This window comes from Hamadaea sp. NPDC051192, from assembly GCF_040682475.1.
Taxonomy (GTDB): domain Bacteria; phylum Actinomycetota; class Actinomycetes; order Mycobacteriales; family Micromonosporaceae; genus Hamadaea; species Hamadaea flava.
In genome coordinates, this window is record NZ_JBFBAZ010000126.1 from 1 (window position 1) to 22829 (window position 22829).

Annotated in this window: 21 protein-coding genes; 18 read left to right on the forward strand and 3 right to left on the reverse strand. The window is 69.6% G+C overall.

The window, feature by feature from the left end:
- Nucleotides 1-78: 78 nt before the first annotated feature.
- Together AB0M47_RS33925 and AB0M47_RS33930 are read right to left on the reverse strand one after the other, a co-directional pair.
- Nucleotides 79-1044: an ABC transporter permease subunit gene (locus tag AB0M47_RS33925; RefSeq protein WP_363421395.1), complete on the reverse strand. Its 966-nt coding sequence runs from the start codon at nt 1042-1044 to the stop codon at nt 79-81.
- Nucleotides 1041-2021 (reverse strand): ATP-binding cassette domain-containing protein, encoded by a 981-nt coding sequence (locus tag AB0M47_RS33930; RefSeq protein WP_363421398.1) that lies wholly within the window; start codon nt 2019-2021, stop codon nt 1041-1043. The genes AB0M47_RS33925 and AB0M47_RS33930 overlap by 4 nt, the downstream gene beginning before the upstream one ends.
- 157 nt (nt 2022-2178) lie before the next feature.
- On the opposite strand from AB0M47_RS33930, the gene AB0M47_RS33935 reads away from it, so the two are divergent.
- The 17 genes from AB0M47_RS33935 to AB0M47_RS34015 all read left to right on the forward strand — a co-directional run bounded on the left by AB0M47_RS33935 (nt 2179) and on the right by AB0M47_RS34015 (nt 21501).
- Nucleotides 2179-3021: an ABC transporter ATP-binding protein gene (locus AB0M47_RS33935; protein WP_363421400.1), complete on the forward strand. Its 843-nt coding sequence runs from the start codon at nt 2179-2181 to the stop codon at nt 3019-3021.
- A complete protein-coding gene (locus AB0M47_RS33940; protein ID WP_363421402.1) occupies nt 3018-3629 on the forward strand; it encodes a DUF402 domain-containing protein in 612 nt (203 codons plus the stop codon). Before AB0M47_RS33935 ends, AB0M47_RS33940 begins: the two co-directional genes overlap by 4 nt.
- Nucleotides 3630-3662: 33 nt before the next feature.
- Nucleotides 3663-4040: a YccF domain-containing protein gene (locus AB0M47_RS33945; protein WP_253761097.1), complete on the forward strand. Its 378-nt coding sequence runs from the start codon at nt 3663-3665 to the stop codon at nt 4038-4040.
- Nucleotides 4041-4257: 217 nt separating this feature from the next.
- On the forward strand, nt 4258-5274 hold the full coding sequence (locus tag AB0M47_RS33950) for a LacI family DNA-binding transcriptional regulator (RefSeq protein ID WP_253761098.1): 1017 nt from the start codon (nt 4258-4260) through the stop codon (nt 5272-5274).
- Nucleotides 5271-6191: a sugar ABC transporter permease gene (locus AB0M47_RS33955; protein ID WP_363421404.1), complete on the forward strand. Its 921-nt coding sequence runs from the start codon at nt 5271-5273 to the stop codon at nt 6189-6191. The genes AB0M47_RS33950 and AB0M47_RS33955 overlap by 4 nt, the downstream gene beginning before the upstream one ends.
- Nucleotides 6191-7042 carry a carbohydrate ABC transporter permease gene (locus tag AB0M47_RS33960; RefSeq protein WP_253761100.1) on the forward strand — a complete coding sequence of 284 codons (852 nt, stop codon included), beginning with the start codon at nt 6191-6193 and terminating at the stop codon, nt 7040-7042. The genes AB0M47_RS33955 and AB0M47_RS33960 overlap by 1 nt, the downstream gene beginning before the upstream one ends.
- Nucleotides 7043-7081: 39 nt before the next feature.
- The gene (locus AB0M47_RS33965) at nt 7082-8365 is read left to right on the forward strand and encodes a sugar ABC transporter substrate-binding protein (RefSeq protein ID WP_363421407.1); all 1284 of its coding nucleotides are present in this window, start codon (nt 7082-7084) and stop codon (nt 8363-8365) included.
- A complete protein-coding gene (locus AB0M47_RS33970; RefSeq protein ID WP_363421409.1) occupies nt 8365-9582 on the forward strand; it encodes an ADP-ribosylglycohydrolase family protein in 1218 nt (405 codons plus the stop codon). Before AB0M47_RS33965 ends, AB0M47_RS33970 begins: the two co-directional genes overlap by 1 nt.
- A gap of 172 nt (nt 9583-9754) precedes the next feature.
- The gene (locus AB0M47_RS33975; RefSeq protein WP_363421411.1) at nt 9755-11101 is read left to right on the forward strand and encodes an ADP-ribosylglycohydrolase family protein; all 1347 of its coding nucleotides are present in this window, start codon (nt 9755-9757) and stop codon (nt 11099-11101) included.
- Nucleotides 11098-12039, forward strand: coding sequence for a ribokinase (locus tag AB0M47_RS33980; RefSeq protein WP_363421413.1), 942 nt, complete (start codon nt 11098-11100; stop codon nt 12037-12039). Before AB0M47_RS33975 ends, AB0M47_RS33980 begins: the two co-directional genes overlap by 4 nt.
- Nucleotides 12036-13835: an SUMF1/EgtB/PvdO family nonheme iron enzyme gene (locus tag AB0M47_RS33985; RefSeq protein ID WP_363421415.1), complete on the forward strand. Its 1800-nt coding sequence runs from the start codon at nt 12036-12038 to the stop codon at nt 13833-13835. The genes AB0M47_RS33980 and AB0M47_RS33985 overlap by 4 nt, the downstream gene beginning before the upstream one ends.
- A gap of 49 nt (nt 13836-13884) precedes the next feature.
- Nucleotides 13885-15057, forward strand: a complete 1173-nt coding sequence (locus tag AB0M47_RS33990) for a CaiB/BaiF CoA-transferase family protein (RefSeq protein WP_363421418.1) — start codon at nt 13885-13887, stop codon at nt 15055-15057.
- Complete coding sequence (locus tag AB0M47_RS33995) at nt 15057-15839, forward strand: CoA ester lyase (RefSeq protein ID WP_363421420.1); 783 nt, start codon at nt 15057-15059, stop codon at nt 15837-15839. Before AB0M47_RS33990 ends, AB0M47_RS33995 begins: the two co-directional genes overlap by 1 nt.
- Before the next feature lie 215 nt (nt 15840-16054).
- Nucleotides 16055-16984 (forward strand): DUF3800 domain-containing protein, encoded by a 930-nt coding sequence (locus tag AB0M47_RS34000; protein WP_363421423.1) that lies wholly within the window; start codon nt 16055-16057, stop codon nt 16982-16984.
- A 37-nt stretch (nt 16985-17021) separates the two neighbouring features.
- Complete coding sequence (locus AB0M47_RS34005) at nt 17022-18215, forward strand: DUF2786 domain-containing protein (protein WP_363421425.1); 1194 nt, start codon at nt 17022-17024, stop codon at nt 18213-18215.
- A 113-nt stretch (nt 18216-18328) separates the two neighbouring features.
- Nucleotides 18329-20422 (forward strand): phosphate acetyltransferase, encoded by a 2094-nt coding sequence (gene pta / locus AB0M47_RS34010; protein ID WP_363421428.1) that lies wholly within the window; start codon nt 18329-18331, stop codon nt 20420-20422.
- The gene (locus tag AB0M47_RS34015) at nt 20419-21501 is read left to right on the forward strand and encodes an acetate kinase (protein WP_363421431.1); all 1083 of its coding nucleotides are present in this window, start codon (nt 20419-20421) and stop codon (nt 21499-21501) included. Before pta ends, AB0M47_RS34015 begins: the two co-directional genes overlap by 4 nt.
- Before the next feature lie 130 nt (nt 21502-21631).
- Here the strand turns inward: AB0M47_RS34015 and AB0M47_RS34020 are convergent, their stop codons facing one another.
- Nucleotides 21632-22159 (reverse strand): DUF6232 family protein, encoded by a 528-nt coding sequence (locus AB0M47_RS34020; protein WP_363421434.1) that lies wholly within the window; start codon nt 22157-22159, stop codon nt 21632-21634.
- A 162-nt stretch (nt 22160-22321) separates the two neighbouring features.
- On the opposite strand from AB0M47_RS34020, the gene AB0M47_RS34025 reads away from it, so the two are divergent.
- Nucleotides 22322-22829 (forward strand): enoyl-CoA hydratase-related protein (locus AB0M47_RS34025; protein WP_363421437.1); only part of this gene is annotated, 508 nt, incomplete at its 3' end.

Consider the following 22829-nt stretch of genomic DNA (forward strand, 5'->3'; position numbering starts at 1 on the left):
GTTAACTCCATGATCAACGGGGAGGGGTGGGGGGAGGGGGCGGGTGGGGTGGGGTGGGGGTGGGGGTGGGGGTGGGGGTTAGGCGAGGTCGCGGCGGCGGAAGACGCCGAACGCGGTCGCCAGCACCACCGCGACGAGCGTCCCGAGCACGGCCGCCCCCTGCCACCATGCGACGTGGCCGTACTCGTCGTACCCGATGTAGTACTGCAGGGAGCCGGTCATCCAGGTGCCGACGTAGGTCGACAGGAACCAGGGCTCTTGCGGCCGATAGCTGAGCACCTCCATCACCAGGCGCGCCCCGGCCTCCCAGACGACGGCGTACGCCGTGAGCAGGCCCAGGGCGGCGGCGGTGTGCCGGCCGACGGTGGCGACGCCGAAGGAGACCGCGGTGATCATCACGGCCAGCGCGACACCGCGAGCGACGAGGACGATGAGGTTGCCGACGAAGTCGGAGTCGACCCCGCCGACGTAGCCGGTCGCCTGGGCGATGCCGTAGAACGTCGCGACGTAGAGCGCCGAGAACACGACCGAGAACAGGCCGACCGAGCCGAGCAGGACGGCCAGCTTCGCCCCGAGGACGCGTACGCGCTCCGGCCGCCACAGCAGCAGATTGGTCGCACCGCCGCTGGCCAGTTCGGCCCCGATGAAGGTGGCTCCGACGAGGAACCCGAACAACGCCAGGTACGCCGCCAGGAACCCGATCAGCGGCCGGATCGACGTCTTGAAGACGTAGGTGTCGTAGAGGAAGTCCTCGGGCTGCACGACGGTCAGCCGGCAGACGTTCGGGTACTTCGCCCGTTCGACGGCTGTCGAGCCGGGGGAGTGCGCCGCCACGCATTCGTCGTAGAGCTGTCGGTGGATCTCGTTCTCGGAGTCGGCCTGCATGACCGCGCTCGCCCAGTCGGCGGCGGTCGGCTGGTGGCTGCCCGCCATGGTCACCGCGACGGTCACCCCGAACACGCCGATCATCACGGCCGTCAGGATCTGCACGAACCGCCGGGAGAACAGCCGTTGCAGCTCGGCCCGGAGCAGATTGCCCTTCACGCGACGACCTCCATCTCGCCGGACTGCACCCGCACCGCGTCGTCGACCTGCCGGTACGCCCCCGGCAGCGGCCGGGTCGCGGTCAGGTCCAGGAAGACGCTCTCCAGATCGGCCCCGATCGGGGTCAGCTCGGTCAGCCACACCTCGGCCCGGCCGAGCGCCTCGCTGATCTCGGCCGCGTCGGCGACCCCGGCCACGACCAGGTGGCTGTCGGTCGCCGAGACGGTCAGGCCAGCTCCTTCGAGGACTTCGCGGGCCTGGTCCAGCTGCTTCACGCGTACCAGATATTCGCCCTTGGAATGTTCGGCCAGCACGTCGCCGACGGGTCCCGCGACCACGCGGCGGCCGCGCGAGATGATCGTGACGGTGTCGCAGACCTGCTCGATCTCGCTCAGGATGTGGCTGGAGACCAGCACCGTGACGCCCTCGGCGGCGAGATCGCGCAGCAGCGTGCGCATCTCGTGGATGCCGCCCGGGTCGAGTCCGTTCGCAGGTTCGTCGAGAATGAGCAGCTCCGGGGCCTTGAGGAGGGCGGAGGCCACCGCGAGCCGCTGCTTCATGCCGAGCGAGAAGGTCTTGACCCGCTCGTGGGCCCGATCGCGGAGGCCGACCCGCGCGAGCACCTCGTCCACTCGCGGAGCCGCCACCCCGCCCGCCGTCGCGAGCAGCGCCAACGTCTTGCGCGCGGTGAAGTTCCCGAAGAACGCCGGGCTCTCCACGATCGCACCCACCCGGTGGGCCACCTGGGCGTAGTCACCGCTCGGCCGACCCAGCACGGTCATCTCTCCGGCGTCCGCGCGGACCAGCCCGAGCAGGGTCCGCAACGTCGTCGTCTTCCCCGAGCCGTTCGGCCCCAGGAAGCCGTGCACCTGTCCCGCCTCGACGGTCATGTCGAAGCCGTCCAGGGCGACCTTCCCGCCGCCGCGCAGCCTGCGGAAGGTCTTCCGCAATCCGCGTATCTCGATCACCGCTGTCATGCCCGCTATGACGTCGGCGGAGGCGTCGCGAGTTTCCAGCCGATCGGCTGATTTCTCTGGATCCAGCACTACGTGCTGGTACCGGCGGATCGCGACCGGATGCACACGCTGCCGCCCCGGGCGTACTCGCTCGCGGTGTAGCTGATTTGATAGCCCCGTGGCGCACGATCAGCTTCCCGACCCACCCGTCGTGGACGACCTTCCCGCCGCGGACGACCCGGATCTGGCCGTCGCGGCCGATCACGTGGTCGTGACGCGCTCCGGCCAGCACCTGCTGCGTGACCTGACCTGGCGGGTCGAGCTGGACGAACGCTGGGTCGTGCTCGGCCCCAACGGCGCCGGGAAGACCACGCTGATCAATCTGGCCGCCGGGCGTACGCACCCGACCAGCGGCACGATGCACGTCCTGGGCGAGCGGATCGGGCGGACCGACCTGCACGAGCTGCGTACGCGGGTGGGTCTGTCGACCGCGGCGCTGGCCGAGACCATCCCGGCCGACGAGATCGTCCGCAACGTGGTCGTCACCGCCGCCTGGTCGGTCATGGGCCGGTGGAAAGAGGATTACGACCCCGGTGACCTGGCCCGGGCCGAGGCGCTGATGACGCAGTTCGGCGTCGGGCACCTGGCCGAGCGGCTCTACGGCACCCTCTCCGAGGGCGAACGCAAGCGCGTGCAGATCTCGCGGGCGCTGATGACCGACCCCGAACTCCTGCTGCTCGACGAACCGGCCGCCGGCCTGGATCTGGGCGGCCGCGAGGACCTCGTCGGCCGGCTCGCCCGAGTCGCGGCTGATCCGGACTCCCCGGCGTTGGTGCTGGTCACGCACCATGTGGAGGAGATTCCGCCGAACTTCACCCACGCCATGCTGCTGCGCCAGGGCGCGGTCGTGGCGGCGGGGCTGCTGGACGAGGTGATCACCGGCGACAACCTGTCGGCGACTTTCGGCGTCCCTTTGAAGGTGAGTTACGAGGACGGGCGGTTCAGCGCCCGGGCGTCTTGACGCCCTTCCACCCCGGGGACACCGTCGTACGCCGTGAGGTCATCCGGAACGAACTGTGGTTCGCGTCGCCGTCGATCTGCGTACAGGACGACGGCGACCTGCTGGTGACCTATCAGCCGCCCGGCAGTCCGTTCGCGTTCCCGGACGGCGAGTTCCCGGCCGGCCGGCATCCGTGGGACCTCGCCGGGCACCGCAGCTGGCAAGGGCACGGCCTGCTCTCGCTGCACTGGGCGGACGTCGACCACGCGATCTTCGTGTTCTGGACGGGCCCGGAGCGGCGGTTCACCGGGTGGTACTTCAACCTGCAGGACGCCCCACGGCGTACGCCCATCGGGTTCGACACCCTCGACCACGAGCTGGACATCGTCTGGCCCGCCGGCGCGCCCGCGTGGGAGTGGAAGGACGTCGAGGAGTTCGCCCGCACCGGCGAGCTGCGCTACCCCGGCCGGGTCGCCGAGATCCAGGCCGAGGGCGACCGGATCGCCGCCCGGCTCGACGCGGGGGAGCGGTGGTGGGACGAGAGCTGGGCGACCTGGGAGCCCGACCCGTCCTGGACGGCCCCAGCGCTGCCCGACGGCTGGGAATCGGTTCCCTGGGCCAACCGCTGAACAACGCTTGCGCTCACGCGGGATGATCAGAGGATGCGGACCATCCTGAACATCCTTTGGTTCATCTTCGGGAGCGGCTTCCTGCTCGCTCTCGCGTACGCCTTCGCCGGTGTGCTGTGCTTCATCTTCATCGTGACGATCCCGTTCGGGGTCGCCTCGTTCCGGCTGGCCCGCTATGCGCTGTGGCCGTTCGGCTACACGATCACCGAGAAGCCGAGCGCGGGCATCGCCTCGACCATCGCCAACGTGGTCTGGCTGATCATCGCGGGCTGGTGGCTGGCCCTCACGCACGTCGTGACCGGTATCGCCCAGTGCCTCACCATCATCGGCATCCCGTTCGGTATCGCCAACTTCAAGCTCGTGCCCGCCGCGTTGTGGCCGCTCGGCCGCGAGATCGTCGCCAAGCCCTGACGCCCGGCCCTGACGCCCCCGCCTTAGGCGGCAGATCACGGTTATGCCTGGTAAAACCGCTCAAGATCGCAGGCGTAACCGTGATCTGCTGGGAATCCTGGCAAGGTGTGGCGGGGGATGTGGCATGAGAACCGGCCGAACGGATGATGTTGCGGTCGCCACAACGTGAGGAAAGCTCCCGGGAAAGTTCGCCAAAAGTTTCCCGGAGGCGTCGCACGTGGGACGGAAACGTTTCCAACATGGGACTCACACCGGTCCGGCCACTGTCCGGACCGTCGCCGACCTGGCGGGAGTCTCGATCGCGTCCGCCAGCCGGGTGCTGAACGGACTGGGGGGCAGCCCTGAGCTGTCCGCCCGCGTCAAGGCGGCCGCCGAGCGCGTGGGCTACGTGCCCAACGCCATCGCGCGGTCGCTTCAGGCGCAGCGTACGGGGCTGATCGGGCTGGCCGTGGCAGACATCGGCAACCCGGTCTACGTGCAGATGATGCGCGCCATCGAGCAGGAGATCGCCGGGTCCGGCCGGCAGCTGCTCATCCAGGCCACCAACGCGCACACGGCGAACGAGACCGAGCTGTTGCGGGGGCTGGCCCGGCGCTACGTCGACGGCCTGATCATGTCGCCGCTGCGGGTCACCGAGGCGCATCTGCATGAGTTGGGGCGTACGGCGGTGCCGGTGGTCGTAGTCGGTCAGCTGCCCGACGAGACCCCCATCGACAACGTCCGCGCGGACTCCATCGCCGGCGTCGCCCTCGCCGTCGACCACCTCGTCGAGCTGGGGCGTACGCGCATCGTCCTGATCAACGGCGCCCCGGACACGGTGCCCGGAGCGCACCGCGACGCCGGATTCCGCGCCGCGCTCGCCCGGCACGGCCACGAACCGGTCGGCGTGGAGAACGGCGAGTTCACCTTCGACGCCGGACTTCAGGCGACCCGGCGGCTGCTCAACCGCACCCGTCCGGACGCCATCTTCGCCGCCAACGATCTCATCGCCGCCGGCGCGCTGCACGCGCTGCTGGAGGCGGGCATTCGCGTACCTGAGGAGGTGGCGCTGGTCGGCATGGACAACACCGACATCGCCGAGCTCACGTTCCCCCGGCTGACCAGCGTCGACCTCGGCGCGGCGGCCCGTGGCCGCAAGGCGGCCCAACTTCTGCTGTCTCGTCTGGACGATCCGACGTTGCCCGCCCGCCGGGAGAGCATCGCCCCCGCCCTCGTCCGCAGGGAGTCCGCGTGACGGCCACTCTCGAAGAAACCCCGCGCGCGACGCGTCAGCCATCGCGCGACCAGAACAAGCGTTTCGCGTATCTCCTGCTGTTGCCCGCCCTGCTCCCAGTCGTGATGCTGTCCGCGGCGCCGTTGCTCCGCGGGGTGTTCCTGGGCTTCACCGACGCGCGGGCCGGGCGGAACGTGGACATCACCTTCACGGGCCTGGAGAACTACCGCGAGCTGGTACAGGACACGCAGTTCTGGGACGCCTTCAAGGTGGGCCTGATCTGGGCCTTCGCCGTGACGATCCTGCAGTTCGGACTGGGCCTGGGCCTGGCCGGGCTGCTCAACCAGCCGCTTCGGCTGCGCTGGCTGGCGCGCACGCTGGCGCTGGTGCCGTGGGCGATGCCGCCGGTCGTGGTCGGCATCATGTGGAAGCTCGTCTACCACCCGGACGCGGGCATGCTGAACGAGGCGTTCTCGCGGGTGGGCCTGGACGGGTTGCGGCACAACTGGTTGGGCGACTTCAGCACCGCCCTGCCCGCGGTGATCCTGGTCGGGATCTGGGCCGGGCTGCCGCAGACGACGATCGTCCTGCTCGCCGGGTTGCAAGGCGTGCCACGGGAGTTGCACGAGGCGGCCCAGATGGACGGAGCCGGTGCGTTCCGGCGTTTCCGGGCGGTCACCTGGCCCGCGCTCGCGCCGGTCGTGGTCGCGATCACCAGCCTGGACTTCATCTGGAACTTCAACTCGTTCGGCCTGGTCTACGTCCTGACCGCAGGCGGGCCGGGCGGCAAGACGATGCTGCCCATGCTGTTCGCCTACGAGGAGGCGTTCCGCTACGGCCACTACGGATACGCGGCCGCGCTGGGCAACGTCATGGTCCTCCTCATCGTCGCGCTCCTCGCGGTGTACCTGCGCCGCCGCCTCCGGGAGGCAAACTGATGGCCCGTTCCCGCACGGCTTCGGTGAAAACGTTTAAACGAGCCGCGCAGTACCTGACGCTCGGCTGCTACCTGGTCTTCCTCGGCTTCCCGCTGGTCTGGCTGTTGTCGATCAGCTTCAAGGAGCCGCGCGAGATGGTCGAGCTGCACCCGACCCTGATCCCGAAGCACCCGACGTTGCAGAACTACGTCACGGCGTTCACGGAGCAGGATCTGGCGCGCTCGGCGCTGAACAGCCTCATCGTCGCGTCCGCGTCTGCGGCGCTGACCGTGCTCCTGGCGCTGCCGGCGGCGTACTCGCTGGTGCGCTTCAAGACCAGGCTCAGCACGATCACCCTCGGCTGGGTGCTGGTCAGCCAGTTGTTCCCGTTCGTCCTGCTGGTCATCCCGCTGTTCCTGATCCTGCGGGAGGCCGGCCTGACCAACACCCGGTTCGGCCTGATCCTGGTGTACGTCACCTGGTCGCTGCCGTTCGCGTTGTGGATGCTCCAGGGCTTCGTCCGAGGCATCCCCCGCGAGCTGGAGGAGGCCGCGTCGGTGGACGGCGCGTCCCGGCTTCAGGTGCTCCGCCGGGTGGTGGCCCCGTTGCTCGCGCCGGGCCTGGTGGCGACCTCGCTGTTCGCCTTCATCAGCGCCTGGAACGAGTTCTTCTTCGCATTGGTGTTGCTCAAGAGCCCGGAACTGGCGACGTTGCCGGTGACGCTGGCTCGATTCGTCGGGGTGGAGGGGATCGCGCGGCTCGGGCCGCTGGCGGCGGGTTCGCTGCTGGCCACGCTGCCCAGCCTGGTCTTCTTCGCCGTGCTCCAGAAGCGTCTCGCCGAAGGCTCCCTGGCGGGCGCGGTCAAGGGTTAAACGGCTATGGATGGGAAAACCTCAATGGAGAGATCGCCCGTGAACATCAACAGAAGATCGCTGCTGGCCCTGCCCGGCCTGGTCGCGACGGCCGCCTTCCTGGCGGCGTGCGGTGACGACAAGGAGCCGGAGTCGACCGGCCCGGTCAAGCTGCGGTTCCTCAGCCTCGCCTGGCAGAAGGAGTCGCTGGCCGCGAACAAGCAGATCGTCGACGACTGGAACAAGGCCAACCCCGACATCCAGATCGAGTACGTGCAGGGTGACTGGAACTCCGTCCACGACCAGCTGCTGACCTCGTTCGAGGGCGGCGACGCGGCGGACATCATCCACTACGAGTCGGCCGCCCTCGGCGAGTTCGCCAAGCAGGGCTACCTCGCCGACCTCAGCTCGCTGCTGCCCGCCGACTTCAAGTCGGAGATCTCCGACAAGGTCTGGCAGACCGTGACCGTCGACGGCAAGGTCGTCGGCGTGCCGTTCCTGCTGGAGTCGCAGGTCGTGCTGGCCAACAAGAAGCTGCTCGACGCGGCCGGCGTCACGGTGCCCGCCGCGAACGCCCCGTGGACCTGGGACGAGTTCGCGGCCAACGCCAAGAAGCTGACCAAGCCGGGTCAGTACGGCGTGGCCTGGGCGCTGAAGTCGCCGACCAACCGCGTGATGAACCTCGCCCTCAACTACGACGGCGCCTTCTTCTACGAAGAGGGCGGCAAGTGGACCGTCAAGGTCGGCGACGGTGAGAAGGCGATCCCGCAGCGCATCCACGACATGGTCTACGTCGACAAGTCCGCGTCGCCCGAGGCGCTGTCGTTCGGCAGCACCGACCCGCTGCCGGGCTTCTTCGGCGGCAAGTACGCCATGCTCCCGGGCTCGATCTACCTGCGCCAGCAGATGATCGAGCAGGCGCCCAAGGACTTCGAGTGGGTGACCCTCCCGGCGCTCAAGGGGACGTCGCAGAACCAGGCGGCCAACCCGCAGACCATCTCGATCAGCGAGGACTCCAAGGCCAAGACGCAGGCCATGAAGTTCATCACGAACTTCCTCAACGCCACCAACATGGCCAAGCTGGCCCACGGCGACTGGCTGGTCCCGACCGGCAAGGCCGCCGGCGCGTCGCTCGTCCAGTCCACCCAGGGCAAGCAGGGCTGGGACGTGGCCGTGGCCAGCGCCGACACCCTGGTGCAGGCGCCGTTCCAGCGGGCCGCCGGCTACTCCGAGTGGAAGTCGAAGATCGCCACCCCGGCGCTCCAGCAGTACTTCGCCAACAAGATCTCGATCGATCAGTTGGCGAAGACGCTGGAGGATGGCGGAAAGCAGGTCCTGAAGTAGTGCTCCTCGCCAAGAGCATCGGGTGCCTCGCCGGCGCCGCCGTGGGTGATGCCCTCGGCGGCGCTGTCGAGGGCCACTCGGCTGAAGAGATCCGGGCCCGCTACGGCGGGCCCGTCACGGGGATCGTCCCGCCGATGCGGGCTCCTGAAGACAAGCCGACCGCGCCCTACGCCAAGGGGCACGGCCGGATCACCGACGACACCCTGGTGACCCACGCGCTCGTCCGGGCGTACGCCCGCAAGCGGGACCACCTGGACGCGTACGACATGGCCGGGCTGCTCGTGCCCGATCTGCTGGAACAGCTCGTGTGGGTGCCCGACCTGCAACGCCAAACCGTTGCGCTGCACCGGCTGGCGGCCGGCGAGCGGCACCTGATCACCCGGCTCCACTTCGCCCACGCCGACCCCCGCGAGGCGGGCACGGGTAACGCCGTGAACTGCGGCGCGGCCATGTACATCGCGCCGGTCGGCATCGTGAACGCGGGCGATCCGGTGGCGGCGTACCGGGAGGCCATCGAGCTGGCCGGGGCGCACCAGCACAGCTTCGGGCGCGAGGCCGCGGGGGTCATGGCCGCGTGCGTCGCGGCTGCGGTCCCACCATCGGCCACTGTGGACGACGTGCTCACGGCGGCCCTCGCGGTGGCCCGGGACGGCACCCGGGCTGCCATCTCCGCGGTGCTCACCGCCGCCAACGGGTACGCCGTCGGGAGCGGACTGGACATGTCGACCGTCACCGGGCTGCGCGCCGCGATGGCACCGTTCGACACGGTCGGCGAGGCGTACCGGGAACCCGGACTGGGCGCGCGCCGCGCGTCCCGGCTGCACGCGATCGAAGAACTGCCCATCGCGCTCGGCATGCTCGCCGTCTCCGGCGGCGACGTACGCGACACGATCCTCGGCTCGGTCAACTACGGCCGCGACGCGGATTCGATCGCGAGCATGGCGGGGGCCATCGCGGGGGCTCTGCACGGGATCGACGGGGTGCCCGCTTCGTGGGTTGCTGAGGTGTCTGCGGAGTCTCGGCTGGACTTGGCCGCTGTCGGCTCCTCGCTGGCGCTCGTCGCCTCTGAGGTGCTTGCCTCGGACTTCGCGCGGGCTTCCGCCCGTGCTCAGTCTGTCGGCTCGCTCCTCTCCGCTCCCGCTCCCGCTCCCGCTTCCGCGGTCGCTCCTGCTCCTGCTCCTGCTCCTGCTCCCGCTCCTCGGGGCTCGGGCCGTTGATCATGGAGTTAACTGAGGTTTCGACGGCGTGTCGGGGTGGCGAACTCCATGATCAACGGGTTAGCCACGTTTTCCGGGATAACGCGGTCTCACAGCGTCGTGAGGCCGCGATATCCCGGATGCCGCAACGATTCCCGGTTCGTTGTCAGTGGTCGGCGGTAGCTTGATGCCCATGCGATTGAGCTGGGTTCAGCCCGAAGACCTGCTCTCCCACGAGCTGGTGACCGCCCGTGACCTGGGCAAAGACGTCTCGAAGGTGACTTGGCGGTGGCTGGACGCAGGCGGATCGCTCACCGCGGGCAGCAGCGGCGCTTCGGCCACGCCCGCAACGCCTGAGCTGCACGCGCTCGCGGAGAAACTGATGGCCGCGCTCGACGAGCAGCCGATGCCGGTCCGCCCCGGCGAACCCGACGACTTCGCGGGCGTCAAAGCGTTGTGGCGTAACGTTCCGCGGCAGCAGCCGCGGCACGACCTGGAGCGGCTGCATGCCGCGTGGGTCGGGCGCGCGGCGGGTTGCGTACTCGGCAAGCCGGTCGAGAAGATCCCCCGGGAAGGCATCCGGGAGATCCTGCAGTCGAGCGGGCAGTGGCCGCTGACCGGTTACATCGCCGGCGATTCTGTGCCCGACGAGGTCACCCGGCGCTGGCCGTGGAACCGGCGATCCGCCCCGACGAGCCTCGCCGAGCCGCTCGCGGCGGGCGTCAGCGACGGGATGCCGGAGGACGACGACCTCAACTACACCCTCATCGCGCTGCGACTGGTGGAGCGGTGCGGTCCCGGATTCACCGCCGACGACGTCGCCCAGGCCTGGCTCGACGAGCTGCCGGGCGGGCGCGTCTTCACGGCCGAGCGGATCGCGTACCGGAATCTGCTGCTCGGCCACACGCCGCCGGAGACCGCGCTGCGCGGGAACCCGTTCCGGGAGTGGATCGGGGCGCAGATCCGCACGGACCTCTACGGCTGGATCCATCCCGGGCGACCGGATCTGGCTGCGGAGTGTGCGTACCGGGACGCTTCGGTGAGCCACGTCCGGGCCGGGATCTACGGCGCCATGTGGGTCGCCGCGATGAGCAGCGCCGCGCTCACCGCCGACAACATCGACGACGTGCTCGACGCCGGGGAATCCGTCGTGCCTCCGGTGAGCCGATTCGCCAACGCCATCATGGACGGCCGTGACCTGGCTACCCGGGGCGACAGTTGGGAAGGCGTGGTCGACGAGATCTACGCCCGCTACGGCAAGCGCCACTGGGTGCACGTTCTGCCCAACGCCGCCCTCGTCGCGGCCGCGCTCGAGTACCACGGCGGTGACTTCGCCGCGTCGGTCTGCGCTGTGGTGAGCGCGGGCTGCGACACCGACTCCAACGGTGCGACCGTGGGCGCGATCACCGCCGCCCTGGCCGGAACCGTTCCCGACCACTGGGCCGCGCCGCTGCGCGACACCCTGCGGACCAGCATTCCCGGCAGCGACAAGGTGACCTTCACCGAGTTGGCCGAACGCACAATGAAGGTGAGCACATGAAGATCGTCGTCGTCGGCAGCGTGAATCTCGACCTCGTCGCGACCGCAGCCGTTCTGCCGCGGCCGGGTGAGACCGTCCTCGGGGACAGCTTCACGACCGTCCCGGGCGGCAAGGGTGCCAACCAGGCGATCGCCGCGCAGTTCGCCGGGGCGGAGGTCACGTTCGTCGGCGCGGTCGGCGAGGACGCCTTCGCCCAGCAGGTACGCGACAACATGGCACAGGCGGGGCTCGACCTGTCCCTGCTCCGGACCGAACCCGGCCCGTCCGGGGTGGCGCTCATCGCGGTGGACGACAGCGGCGAGAACCTCATCGTGGTGGCGCCGGGCGCGAACTCGAAGCTGACCGCTCTGACGGAAGCCGACCGGGCGGCGATCGCGGCCGCCGACGCGCTCGTGATGCAGCTCGAGATTCCGCTGGAGACCGTGCAGGAGGCCGCTCAGGTCGCCCGGGACGCCGGTGTTCCGGTGCTCCTCAACGCCGCTCCGGCCCGCAGCCTGTCGGACGAGTTGCTCTCCCTGGTCGACGTTCTGATCGTCAACCTCATCGAGGCCCAGATGGTCCTCGGCGACAAGATCGACAGTTCGGCCCGGCGGAGCCCGAGTGCCTCGGCCCGCGGCATGCACGCGTACTCGCTGATCGAGCGGTTGCGGCAGATCGCGCCGAAGATCGTGCTCACCGTCGGCGCTGACGGGGCGTTCTACGCCGACCGCGAAGGCACCTGGATGCAGATCCCCGCGCCGAAGATCGACGCCGTCGACACGACGGCCGCCGGGGACGGCTTCGTCGGCGCGTTCGCCGTGGCGTACACGGAGGGTAAACCGATCGCTGACACGCTGGCCTGGGCCTGCGCGGCCGGTGCGATCGGCGCGACGCGGCTGGGCGCCTCCAGCTCGCTGGCGTTGCGGGAGGAGATCGACAAGCTGGCGGTCAAGCCGTGAACCCCTACGTGCCCCGGCCGATCGATCAGCCGACGACCGTTCCGCTGGACCTGGACGCCGACCTCTCCGTCCTCGACGAGGCGAAGATCTTCGCCGCACCGGAGGACCCTGCGCAGTGGCCGGCCTGGCGTAACGCGCTCGCGCGCTGGCGTAAGTCCGCCCGCGAGCGCCTCGACTACGACGGATCTCGCTACGAGCGGGTGCCGCTGGACTGCTTCGCGGTCGCGCTCGTCTGGCTCTGGGACGAGTCGCTGTTCGACCACGCGACCGGTGAGTTCACCGTCGACGCCTTCGTCGACACGTCGATCGAGGAGTTCGGCGGCTTCGACGGGATCGTGCTGTGGCACGCGTACCCGGTGATCGGACTGGACGACCGCGACCAGTTCGCCTTCTATCGCGACGTCCCCGGGCTGGCCGATGTCGTCCGGGCCTTCCAGGCTCGGGGCGTGAAAGTCTTCGTCGACTACAACCCGTGGGACGGCGGCTCGGCCGACGAGGTCGCCACACTGGTCGCGGACCTCGGGGTCGACGGGGTCTTCCTCGACACCTTGAAGTCCGCGGCCGAGCTGGTCGACGCGTTGCCCCCGCAGATCGTGCTCGCCGGGGAGTCGCGGGTGCCACTGGACCGGATCCAGGACCACACCATGTCCTGGGCGCAGTGGTTCGCCGATTCGGCGGTTCCGGGCGTCCTGCGGGCGAAGTGGTTCGAGCCCCGGCACATGCTGCATCACACCCGCCGCTGGCACCGCGACCACCTCGAAGAGCTTCAGTCGGCCTGGTTCAACGGCACCGGCCTGCTCGTCTGGGAGTCGGTGTTCGGCGTCTGGGTCGGCTGGTCGGAGCGGGACAAGGCACTGCTGCGGTTCATGCGCCAGACGTGGTCGACGCATGCGCGGTTCTTCCGGGAAGCCGAGTGGACGCCGCTGGCCGGACATCCCGCCGGAACGGCGGTGTACGCCTCCCGGTGGGACCTCGACGGCGAGACACTGTGGACGATCGTCAACCGGGGGCCGGACTATGACGGTCCCTGGATCGTCGACGGCGGTAGCGTCGTGGCCTCGGGGCAGCTGCCCGCCGGAGCCGTCGCCTGGGCGACGTCCTCGGGAGAGCAGTCCTCGGCCACCATGGCCGAATCCGGGTTCCCGGCTCGCGCCGCGGTACGCGTACCGCACCGGGCGGCCGCGGTCGAGCGCCCGCCGAGCGGCTCCGTCGAGGTGCCGGCCGGTCGCGGGGACCTGATCGTGCGCCATCGTCGTCGCGAGACCGGCCTCTACGGTGAGGCGCCGTTCGTCGACGAGTGGAAGCCGCTGCCGCCTCGCCTGCACGACATGGCGACGCTGCGACGCCGGGTCGACCTCGGCCGGTTCGCGATCGGTGAACTGGAGGTCAGCGTGGCTGAGTTCGCCGCGTACCTGGAGGCGGTCGGAGCCGAGCCGTGGCCGGTCGCCGATCCCGAGGCACCCGTCACCGAGGTGACGCTCGCCGAGGCTCGGACGTACGCCGCCTGGGCGGGCGCGCGTCTGCCGACCGAGGACGAATGGCAGGTGGCGGCCGAACTGGGTGTCATCGACCGGCGCGACCCGCTCGTGTGGAACCTGACCGAGAGCGAGCACAGCGACGGGCGTACGCGGTTCGTGATCCTCAAGGGCGGCAGCGCCCACCGCGCCGAGGGCTCGATGTGGTACTTCGACGGCGGCCCGCAGCCGCCCGAGGTGAGCATCAAACTGCTGCTCATGGGCCTGGGGCTGGACCGTTCGCCCAGCGTGGGCTTCCGGATCGCGGTGGACCTCCCATGACCGGCCAGAGTTCTCCTCATCTGGTCGCCGACGGACGGGCGGCGACCGCATGAAACCGCTGGACGGCATCAAGGTCGTCGAGATCGCGACCGTCATCGCCGGCCCGCTCGCGGGCGCGTTCCTCGGCGACTTCGGCGCCGACGTCGTGAAGATCGAACATCCGAAGGTGCCCGACACCGCCCGTGGTCATGGCCCCGGCGGGTTGTGGGGACGCGTCCTCATGCGCAACAAGCGGTGCGGCACGCTGAATCTGTCCACACCAGAGGGTGCGGAGCTGCTGAAGCGCCTGCTCGCCGATGCAGACGTCCTCGTGGAGAACTTCCGGCCCGGCACCCTCGAACGCTGGGGACTCGGCCCGGAGGTGCTCCACGAGGTGAACCCGCGCCTGGTCATCGCCCGGATCAGCGGGTTCGGCCAGACCGGGCCCTACGCCTCGCGCGCCGGCTTCGGCACGCTGGCCGAAGCGATGTCGGGGTTCGCGATGGCGACCGGCGAACCGGGCGGGCCGCCGACGTTGCCCCCGTTCGGGCTGGCCGACTCGGTCACCGGCCTGTCCGCGGCGTACGCCGTCCTCCTCTCACTGCGAGCCCGGGACGTCACCGGCACCGGGCAGGTCGTCGACCTCTCCCTGGTCGAGCCGATCATGGCGATGCTGGGTCCGCAGGTCACCTGGTGGAAGGAGCTGGGCTACGTCTCGCCCCGGCTCGGCAACCGGTCGGCCAACAACGCGCCGCGGAACGCGTACCGGTGCTCGGACGGACACTGGGTCGCCGTCTCCACCAGCGCGACCTCCGTCGCCGAGCGGGTGATGCGCCTGGTGGGGATGCCCGAGGTCGTCGACGAACCGTGGTTCGCCACCGGCGCGGGGCGCGCCCAGCATGTCGACCTGCTCGACAAGGCGGTCGCCGACTGGATCGCGGCCCGCCCACGATCTTTGGTGCTGAAGGCGTTCGCGGAGGCCGACGCGGCCGTCGGCCCCGTCTACGAGGTCCCCGAACTCGCCGAGGATCCCCAGCTCGCCGCCCTCGGCACGTTCGTCGAAGTGCCCACGGCTGAAGGCGGCGAACTGCTCATGCAGAACGTCCCGTTCCGGCTCTCCGCCACCCCCGGCGAGATCCGTGAGGCCGGCCGCCCGCACGGCGCCGACACCGACGCGATCCTCGCCGACCTCGGCCTGACCGAACAGGAGATAGCCGGCCTGCGCGAACGAGGAGTGGTCTGATGCTGACCTGGCTTTACGTACCCGGCGACCGGCCCGAACGCTTCGGCAAGGCGCTCGCCTCCGGTGCCGACACGGTCATCGTCGACCTGGAGGACGCCGTCGCGCCCGCTCGGAAGGCGTACGCCCTGGACGCGGTGACCGACCTGCTCGGTTCCACCCACTCGGTGCCGGTCCAGGCACGCATCAGCGCGTTCGAACAGCTCGACACGTTGACCGGGCTGCCCGGCCTGGCCGGCGTGCGCGTCCCGAAGGTGGAGACGCCTCAGGCGGTCCGGGCCGCCGCCGTCGCCGGAGTCCCGGTGCACGCGCTGATCGAGTCCGCCCGTGGCGTCGAGGCGGCGTTCGAGATCGCGACGGTCTGCGGGCCGGACGGCTCGATCGGGCTCGGCGAGGCCGACCTGAGCGCCGACCTGCACGTCTCCGCCGAGGCGGGGCTCGCCTGGCCCCGATCCCGCGTCGTCGTCGCCGCGCGAGCCGCCGGACTCGGCCCGCCCGCGATGTCTGTCTACCCGCACGTCTCCGACCTGGAAGGGCTGGCCGCGTCCTGCGTCACCGGGCGTGGCCTCGGTCTGCTCGGGCGGGCCGCCATCCACCCCCGGCAACTGCCCGTCATCGTCGAGGCGTTCCGGCCGAGCGAACCCGAAGTGGAAAAGGCGGAAGAGTTGCTCTCCGCATTCGATCCGGATGCGGGGACTGCGGTCCTTTCCGACGGCCGATTCGTGGATATCGCAATGGTGGCGGCGGCGCGGCGTACGGTCGAATTGGCCGCCCGCTTCTCCTAGTTGCGAGTCGCCTCCGCGTCATGCTAATCTCAACGCACGTCGTAGGCCGGATGGCTGAAAGCGCACTCCTGAGGGCCACCACTAGGTGGCCCTCAGTGCTTTTCTGGTCCATGCCGGACTGCACTACCGCATTTCTTATCCACATTGTGCGGCGCGTTATCCACAGCTGGAAGTGCGGTATTGCAGTGTCTTGTTGTTGCACCTAGTTTCGTCGCGTGCATTTCCTCTATCTTGACGAATCCGGCGGCGTCGAAGAGCCGGACAGCCACCCCGCCGCCACCCCTGCCATGATCATCCTGGGTCTCATCGTCCACGCTGATCTGGTTCCCGAGCTGACCAGCGAGTTTCTCGACTTCAAGCGGCGGAATTTCCCGTCGCTGTTTCAGGCCGGCCCCGCGCTCGACCACATCTTGCGGGAGATGAAGGGCAGCGCGTTGCTCGGCAAGACGCGGAGCGAATCACGTGATCGGCGGCGGCATGCCCAGCATGTGCGCTATGGCCTGCTGCAGCTCGTCGACCGATTCGGGTGTCGGATCATCGGTCGCGTCTGGGTCAAACGATCGGGAGAACGTCTGAAGCCGGCCGCCACTTATGGGTTTTCGATGCAGGACATCGCCACTCACTTCGTGCGGTATCTCAAGGAGAACCGCTCGACCGGAATGATCATTGCTGACAGCCGTAATCCTGGTCAGAACATCGAGGTGGCGCACTCGATCTTCACGCAGAAGTGGCGCACCGGCGATGATCCCTACCGACGGCTACTCGAAGTGCCCACGTTTGCACACAGCGACAATCACGCGGGGATTCAGATCGCGGACATGCTCGCCTCCATGATCACGCTGCCCATGGTTGCCGCGGCGTACGGCGCCTCGCCGGGCACCATCCACGACTCGCCCCGCTACGCCGAGGTACGCGAAAAGCATGGCGACGCTTTACAAGCGCTCCAGTTCCGCTACTTCGACGGGACCGGCCGGACGCGGGGCGGGATCGTCGTGAGCGATGCGGTGGCCGCTCGGCCGAGCGCGATGCTGTTCCGGGCGAGCGGATTCGGCGCGGAAGTGGTGAGCGAGGGGGAGTTGGAGATCACGATCCCGGTGCAGGCGGGCGCGGCGGCGACGGCCGGAAGCGTCGGTCCGGCCCGATAGGGTTGCTGAGGTTGGGCTCGCGACGGAAGGGGATGCGGTGGGGGACAAGCGCATGCCGACCGAGCGCGAGATCGTGGAGCGCATCGTCGCTGAGGGCGTCTTCGCGTACGACGCGCGGCGGCCGGCTGAGCTGACCCGGGCGGTGCAGGCGCTGGCTGCGCGTCCAGGGGCGCCGGCGGCGGTGTTCGCGCTGATGCAGGCCGAGGTGCTGGCGGTGTGGCAGCGCGGGTGGCAGCCGTTCGAGCTGCACCGGTCGGTGAAGAAGGCGTTGACCGACGAACACGCCCGGCTCGCCGGGGCGGCCATGCTCGCGCAGACACGGGCCTATGCCCCGGCCACGGTCGACGAACGCTGGCAGGCGCAGCTCCTCCAGATCACCACGAAACGCCCTGATGCGGAGCAGGATGGCGCGGTCGGGCAGGCCGATCCGCAGCTCGTGATTCAGACCATCTGGCACCTCCGGCGGCTGCCGGGTCTGCCGTTCCAGGGTCCGCTGCCGGGCGAGGCGCGGCCGCAGCACGTCGCGCCGAAGACGGTGGACCAGAAGATGCTCGACCGCGTACGCGCGCTGCTGGCGAAGGCGGAGTCGACGACCTTTCCGGAGGAGGCGGAGGCGTACACGGCCAAGGCGCAGGAGTTGATGACTCGGCACAGCATCGACTTCGCGTTGCTGATGGCGCGGACGGGTGGCAAGGACGAGCCCGCCGTCCGGCGGATTCCGATCGACAACCCCTACGAGGCGGCGAAGACGCTGCTGCTCCAGGCGGTGGCCGAGGCGAACGGCTGCCGCTCGGTATGGATGGAGTACTACGGGTTCGCCACCGTCACCGGGTTCCCCGGCGACCTGGACTCCGTCGAGCTGTTGTTCACGTCGCTGCTGGTGCAGGCCGTGGCGGCGATGACGCAGTCCGGCCCCAAGCAGGACCGGTTCGGGCGCAACAACACCCGGTCGTTCCGGCAGGCCTTCCTCACCGCGTACGCGCAGCGCATCGGCGAGCGGCTGCGGGGAGCGACCGAGACGGCGGTCAGCGAGACGATCCGGGACGTGGGGGAGAGCACGCTGTTGCCGGTGCTGAAGGCGCGAAGCGAGGAGGTCGCCGCGAAGTTCCAGGAGCTGTTCCCGGCACTCAAGACCCGCTCGATCACCGTGTCGAACCGGCAGGGCTGGGCCGAGGGCCGGGCCGCCGCCGACCGCGCCGATCTCCACGGCCGCCGCGCCGTCCGCGAATAACCGAGGGCGTCCGCGAATAACCGAGGGCGTCCGCGAATAAACGACTAGGCACGAGCGCCGAACTTCACACCCGCCGCGCCGTCCACGAGTAGGCCCGGCGCGGCGGAAGTAGAGTGATCTACGTGGCGCGCAGCGTGTACGTGACCGGCCTGGATGCGGGCGGCGGCAAGTCGGCCATCGCACTCGGCGTGGCGGAGTTGTTGTCCCGACGCGTACGCCGGATCGGGGTGTTCCGACCGTTCACGCGGAAGGACGACGACCCGATCGTGGCGCTGCTGCGAGATCATTACGGGATGCCGCCGGCTGCCGCGGCGACTGGCGTCCGGTATGACGAGGCGGCGTTGATGCTGGCCCGGGGGCAGGTCGACGCCATGGTCGGGCTGATCCTCGAACGGTTCCACGAGGTCGAGCGCGGTTGCGACGCGGTGGTGATCGTCGGCACCGACTTCGGTGCGCCGGACGGTGGCGAGGGCGAGCCGACGTTCCCCGACGAGCTGGGCATGAACCTTCGGCTGGCCCGGGAGCTGGGTGCTCCGCTGCTGCCCGTGGTGGACGGCGACGGCCGGGGCGCGGTGGATCTCGACACTGCGATCCGGGGTGCTCGGCAGGCGGTGGCCGGTCATTCGGTGGTCGCGATCGTGGCCAATCGCGTCTCGCCTGAGCTGCGTTCTGGCGTACAAGCTGATCTTGACGGAACCCCGGTGTATGCCGTTCCGCGCGTCGCGGCCGTGAGCGCCCCGACGGTCGCGGAGGTCGTGCAGGTGCTGAACGCGACGCCGCTGCTCGGCAGTTCGCCGCAGGCGCTGGACCGGGACGTGCTGGACATCGTGGTCGGCGGCGCGACCGTGCCGACGTTCCTCGACCACGTGGGTGATGGCTGTCTGGTGGTCACGCCGGGTGACCGGTCCGATCTGATCGTCGCGGCGATGGCCGCGCATTTCGCGGGCCTCGCGTCGATCTCCGGGCTGGTGCTGACGCTGGGCATCGAACCCGACCCGCGGGTGGTTTCGCTGGTCGGGAGGTTCCGGGGCGAGGTTCCGGTGATATCGGTACGCGAGGACAGCTTCGACACCGTCGGCCGGCTCACCGGGCTTGAGGGTGCGTTGACCGCGCAGAATCAACGGAAGGTGACCGCCGCGATCGGCGCGTTCGAGGCGTCTGTGGACGTTCCCGAGTTGACGGCCCGGCTGGATGTGACCAGGTCCGACGGCGTCACGCCGCTCATGTTCGAGTTCGAGCTGATCGAACGGGCGCGGGAGGATCTGCGGCACGTCGTGCTGCCAGAGGGCACCGAGGAGCGGGTGTTGCGCGCGGCCGAGCAGTTGCTGCGGCGCGGCGTGTGCGAGCTGACGCTGCTCGGCCCGGTCGACGTCATTCGGCACAAGGCCCGTGACCTGGGGCTGGACCTCCGGCTCGACGACTCCGGGGCGCGCCTCGTCGACCCCAACGCGAGCCAGTGGCGCAACGAGTTCGCCGCCACGTACGCCAAACTGCGCGAGCACAAGGGCATGACGGTCGAGAAGGCATGGGACCAGGTCGGCGACGTGAACTACTTCGGCACGCTGATGGTCCAGAGCGGGCGTGCCGACGCGATGGTCTCCGGCTGTGTGCATCCGACCGCCGACACGATCCGGCCCGCGTTCGAGATCATCAAGACCGCGGCCGGGGTGTCCATCGCGTCGAGCGTGTTCTTCATGTGCTTGGCGGATCGCGTACTGGTGTATGGGGACTGCGCGATCAATCCGGACCCCAACCCGGAGCAGCTCGCCGACATCGCGATCTCCAGTGCGGCGACGGCTGAGCGGTTCGGGGTCGAGCCCCGAGTCGCGATGTTGTCCTACTCGACCGGGATCAGCGGGTTCGGCGCGGACGTCGACAAGGTCGCGCACGCCACCGAGCTGGTGCGCAAGCGCCGGCCGGACCTGCCGGTGGTCGGCCCGATCCAGTACGACGCGGCGGTCGACCCCAGCGTGGCCGCCACGAAGATGCCGGGCAGCGAGGTCGCCGGGCACGCCACTGTGCTGATCTTCCCCGACCTGAACACGGGCAACAACACGTACAAGGCGGTGCAACGCTCGGCGGGCGCGGTCGCGGTCGGCCCGGTCATGCAGGGCCTGCGCAAGCCGGTCAACGATCTGTCGCGCGGGGCCACCGTCCGTGACATCGTCTCCACGGTCGCGATCACCGCCATCCAGGCGGCCTCGTGACCGGCCGGGTTCTCGTGCTGAACTGCGGGTCGTCATCCGTGAAATACCGGCTCTTCGACGACGGCCAGACGCTCGCGAAAGGCATCACCGAGCGCGTCACCGACCACGAGGCGGCGCTGCGCGACATCCTGGCCCAGCTCGATCTCACCGGCCTCGTCGCGGTCGGCCATCGCGTGGTTCACGGTGGTACGCGGTTCTCCGCGCCCAGTCTCGTCGACGACGAGCTGATCTCCGTGGTACGCGAGCTGATCCCGTTGGCGCCGTTGCACAACCCGGCGAACCTGACCGGCATCGAAGTCGCCCGCAAGCTGCTGCCGGATGTGCCGCAGGTGGCCGTCTTCGATACCGCGTTCCACCGGACGATGCCGCCCGCGGCCGCCACGTACGCCCTGGATTACGAGGTCGCCGAGCGCTTCGGCATCCACCGGTACGGGTTTCACGGGACGTCGCACGCGTACGTCTCCCGGCGTACGGGGGAGTTGCTCGGCAAGCCCGAGGCGAACGTGATCACCTTGCACCTCGGCAATGGCGCGAGCGCGTGCGCGGTGCGGGCGGGCCGGAGCGTGACGACCTCGATGGGATTCACGCCGTTGCCCGGCTTGGTCATGGGCACACGGTCCGGCGACATCGATCCGGCCGTCGTCTTCCACCTGGTCCGCGTGGGCGGGATGGGCCTCGACGAGGTGGACGAGCTGCTCAACCAGCGATCCGGGTTGACGGGCCTGAGCGGCGTCAACGACATGCGGGACGTGCTGTCCCGGGTCGCGGCGGGCGACGAACGCGCCCAGCTGGCCTTCGACGTCTACTGCGCCCGGATCAAGTCCTATGTCGGCGCGTACTACGCCCAGCTCGGGACGCTGGACGCGATCACCTTCACCGCCGGAGTCGGCGAGAACGCGCCGCTGGTCCGGGCGGCGTCCCTGGCCGGACTGGAGCGGCTGGGCATCGAGGTCGACCCCGTACGCAACGCGGCCGGGGAGACGTTCATCTCGCCGGACGGGGCGGACATCGCCGTCCTCGTCGTCCCGACCGAGGAGGAGCTGGAGATCGCCACGCAGACCCTCGCGGCGGTCAGCTGACGGCCCTCGCGGCGGTCCGCTGACAGCCCTCGCGGCGGCCCATCATGATCAGCGGAGTCTTCGCGGTGTCATAGCCCCACGAAAACTCCGCTGATCATCAACGGCCCGTCGGAATCATCATCGCGGCCGGTCAGGTGCCGTCCTCGGAGCCTTGGGCGAATTCGGCCGCTTCGAGCGCGTCCCCTTCGGTGTCTTCGAGCGCCCGTTCCAGCGCTCGGTAGATCTTGCCGAATCGGTGGGTGTCGGCGATCCGGATCAGGCGGCGCTCCACGCCGTCGATCACCGCACAGATCTCGTGCACCTGATGGCCCTGGTCGACGCTGTGATCGACGCGGTGCAGAGCCATCTCCAGCAGCGGGCCGGCGAAGCCGATCAGCGCCACCACGCCGGCCAACGGCAGCAGTACGCGCCCGGCGCCGGCCGCCTGGCCCACCACCCCGGCGAACACGTAGAGCACGCCGATCAGGGCGAGCAGCGCGCCGACGATCAGTGCGAAGCCGATCACGCCGCGCTGGGTCCGGCGGAGGCGGACGGCGGGTTCGGCCACGCCTTCGCGATGCCAGACGTATTGCAGTCGCGCCAGGGGGATCCGGGATTCGCCGACGTGCAGCGCCTCGGAGGTGACCTGGACGTGCCGATCTCGATAGTAGACGATCAAGATTGACCCCCATCAACGTGGAACCATCCTCGCACGCCAAGCCCGTCCGCGCCCCATATGCTCGGCTCGAACGGGCGACCCGAGAATGACAAGGTGCCCGCCACGGTCCCAGCGGCCACCGCCGCTGCGAGCCGGGCGGCCAGCAGGAGTGGGTGACACAACATGGGCGAACTGGTACGCCTGGAGATCAACGACGGCATCGGCACGATCCGGCTGGAGCGGCCGCCGATGAACGCGTTGAACATCCAGGTCCAGGAGGAGCTGCGGGCGGTCGCCGCGCAGATCACGGCGGACGACTCGGTCCGGGCGGCGGTGATCTACGGCGGCGAGAAGGTGTTCGCGGCCGGCGCGGACATCAAGGAGATGGCCGATATGTCGTACGTCGACATGGCGAAGCGGGCGGGCGCGTTGAGCAGCGCCTTCGACGCCATCGCGCGGATCCCGAAGCCCGTGGTCGCCGCGATCACCGGGTACGCCCTCGGCGGCGGCTGCGAACTGGCGCTGGCCGCCGACTGGCGGGTCGTCGCCGAGGACGCCAAGCTCGGCCAGCCCGAGATCAAGCTGGGCATCATCCCCGGCGCGGGCGGTACGCAGCGCCTGTCCCGGTTGGTCGGCCCGGCGAAGGCCAAGGACATCATCTTCACCGGCCGGATGGTGGACGCCGCGGAGG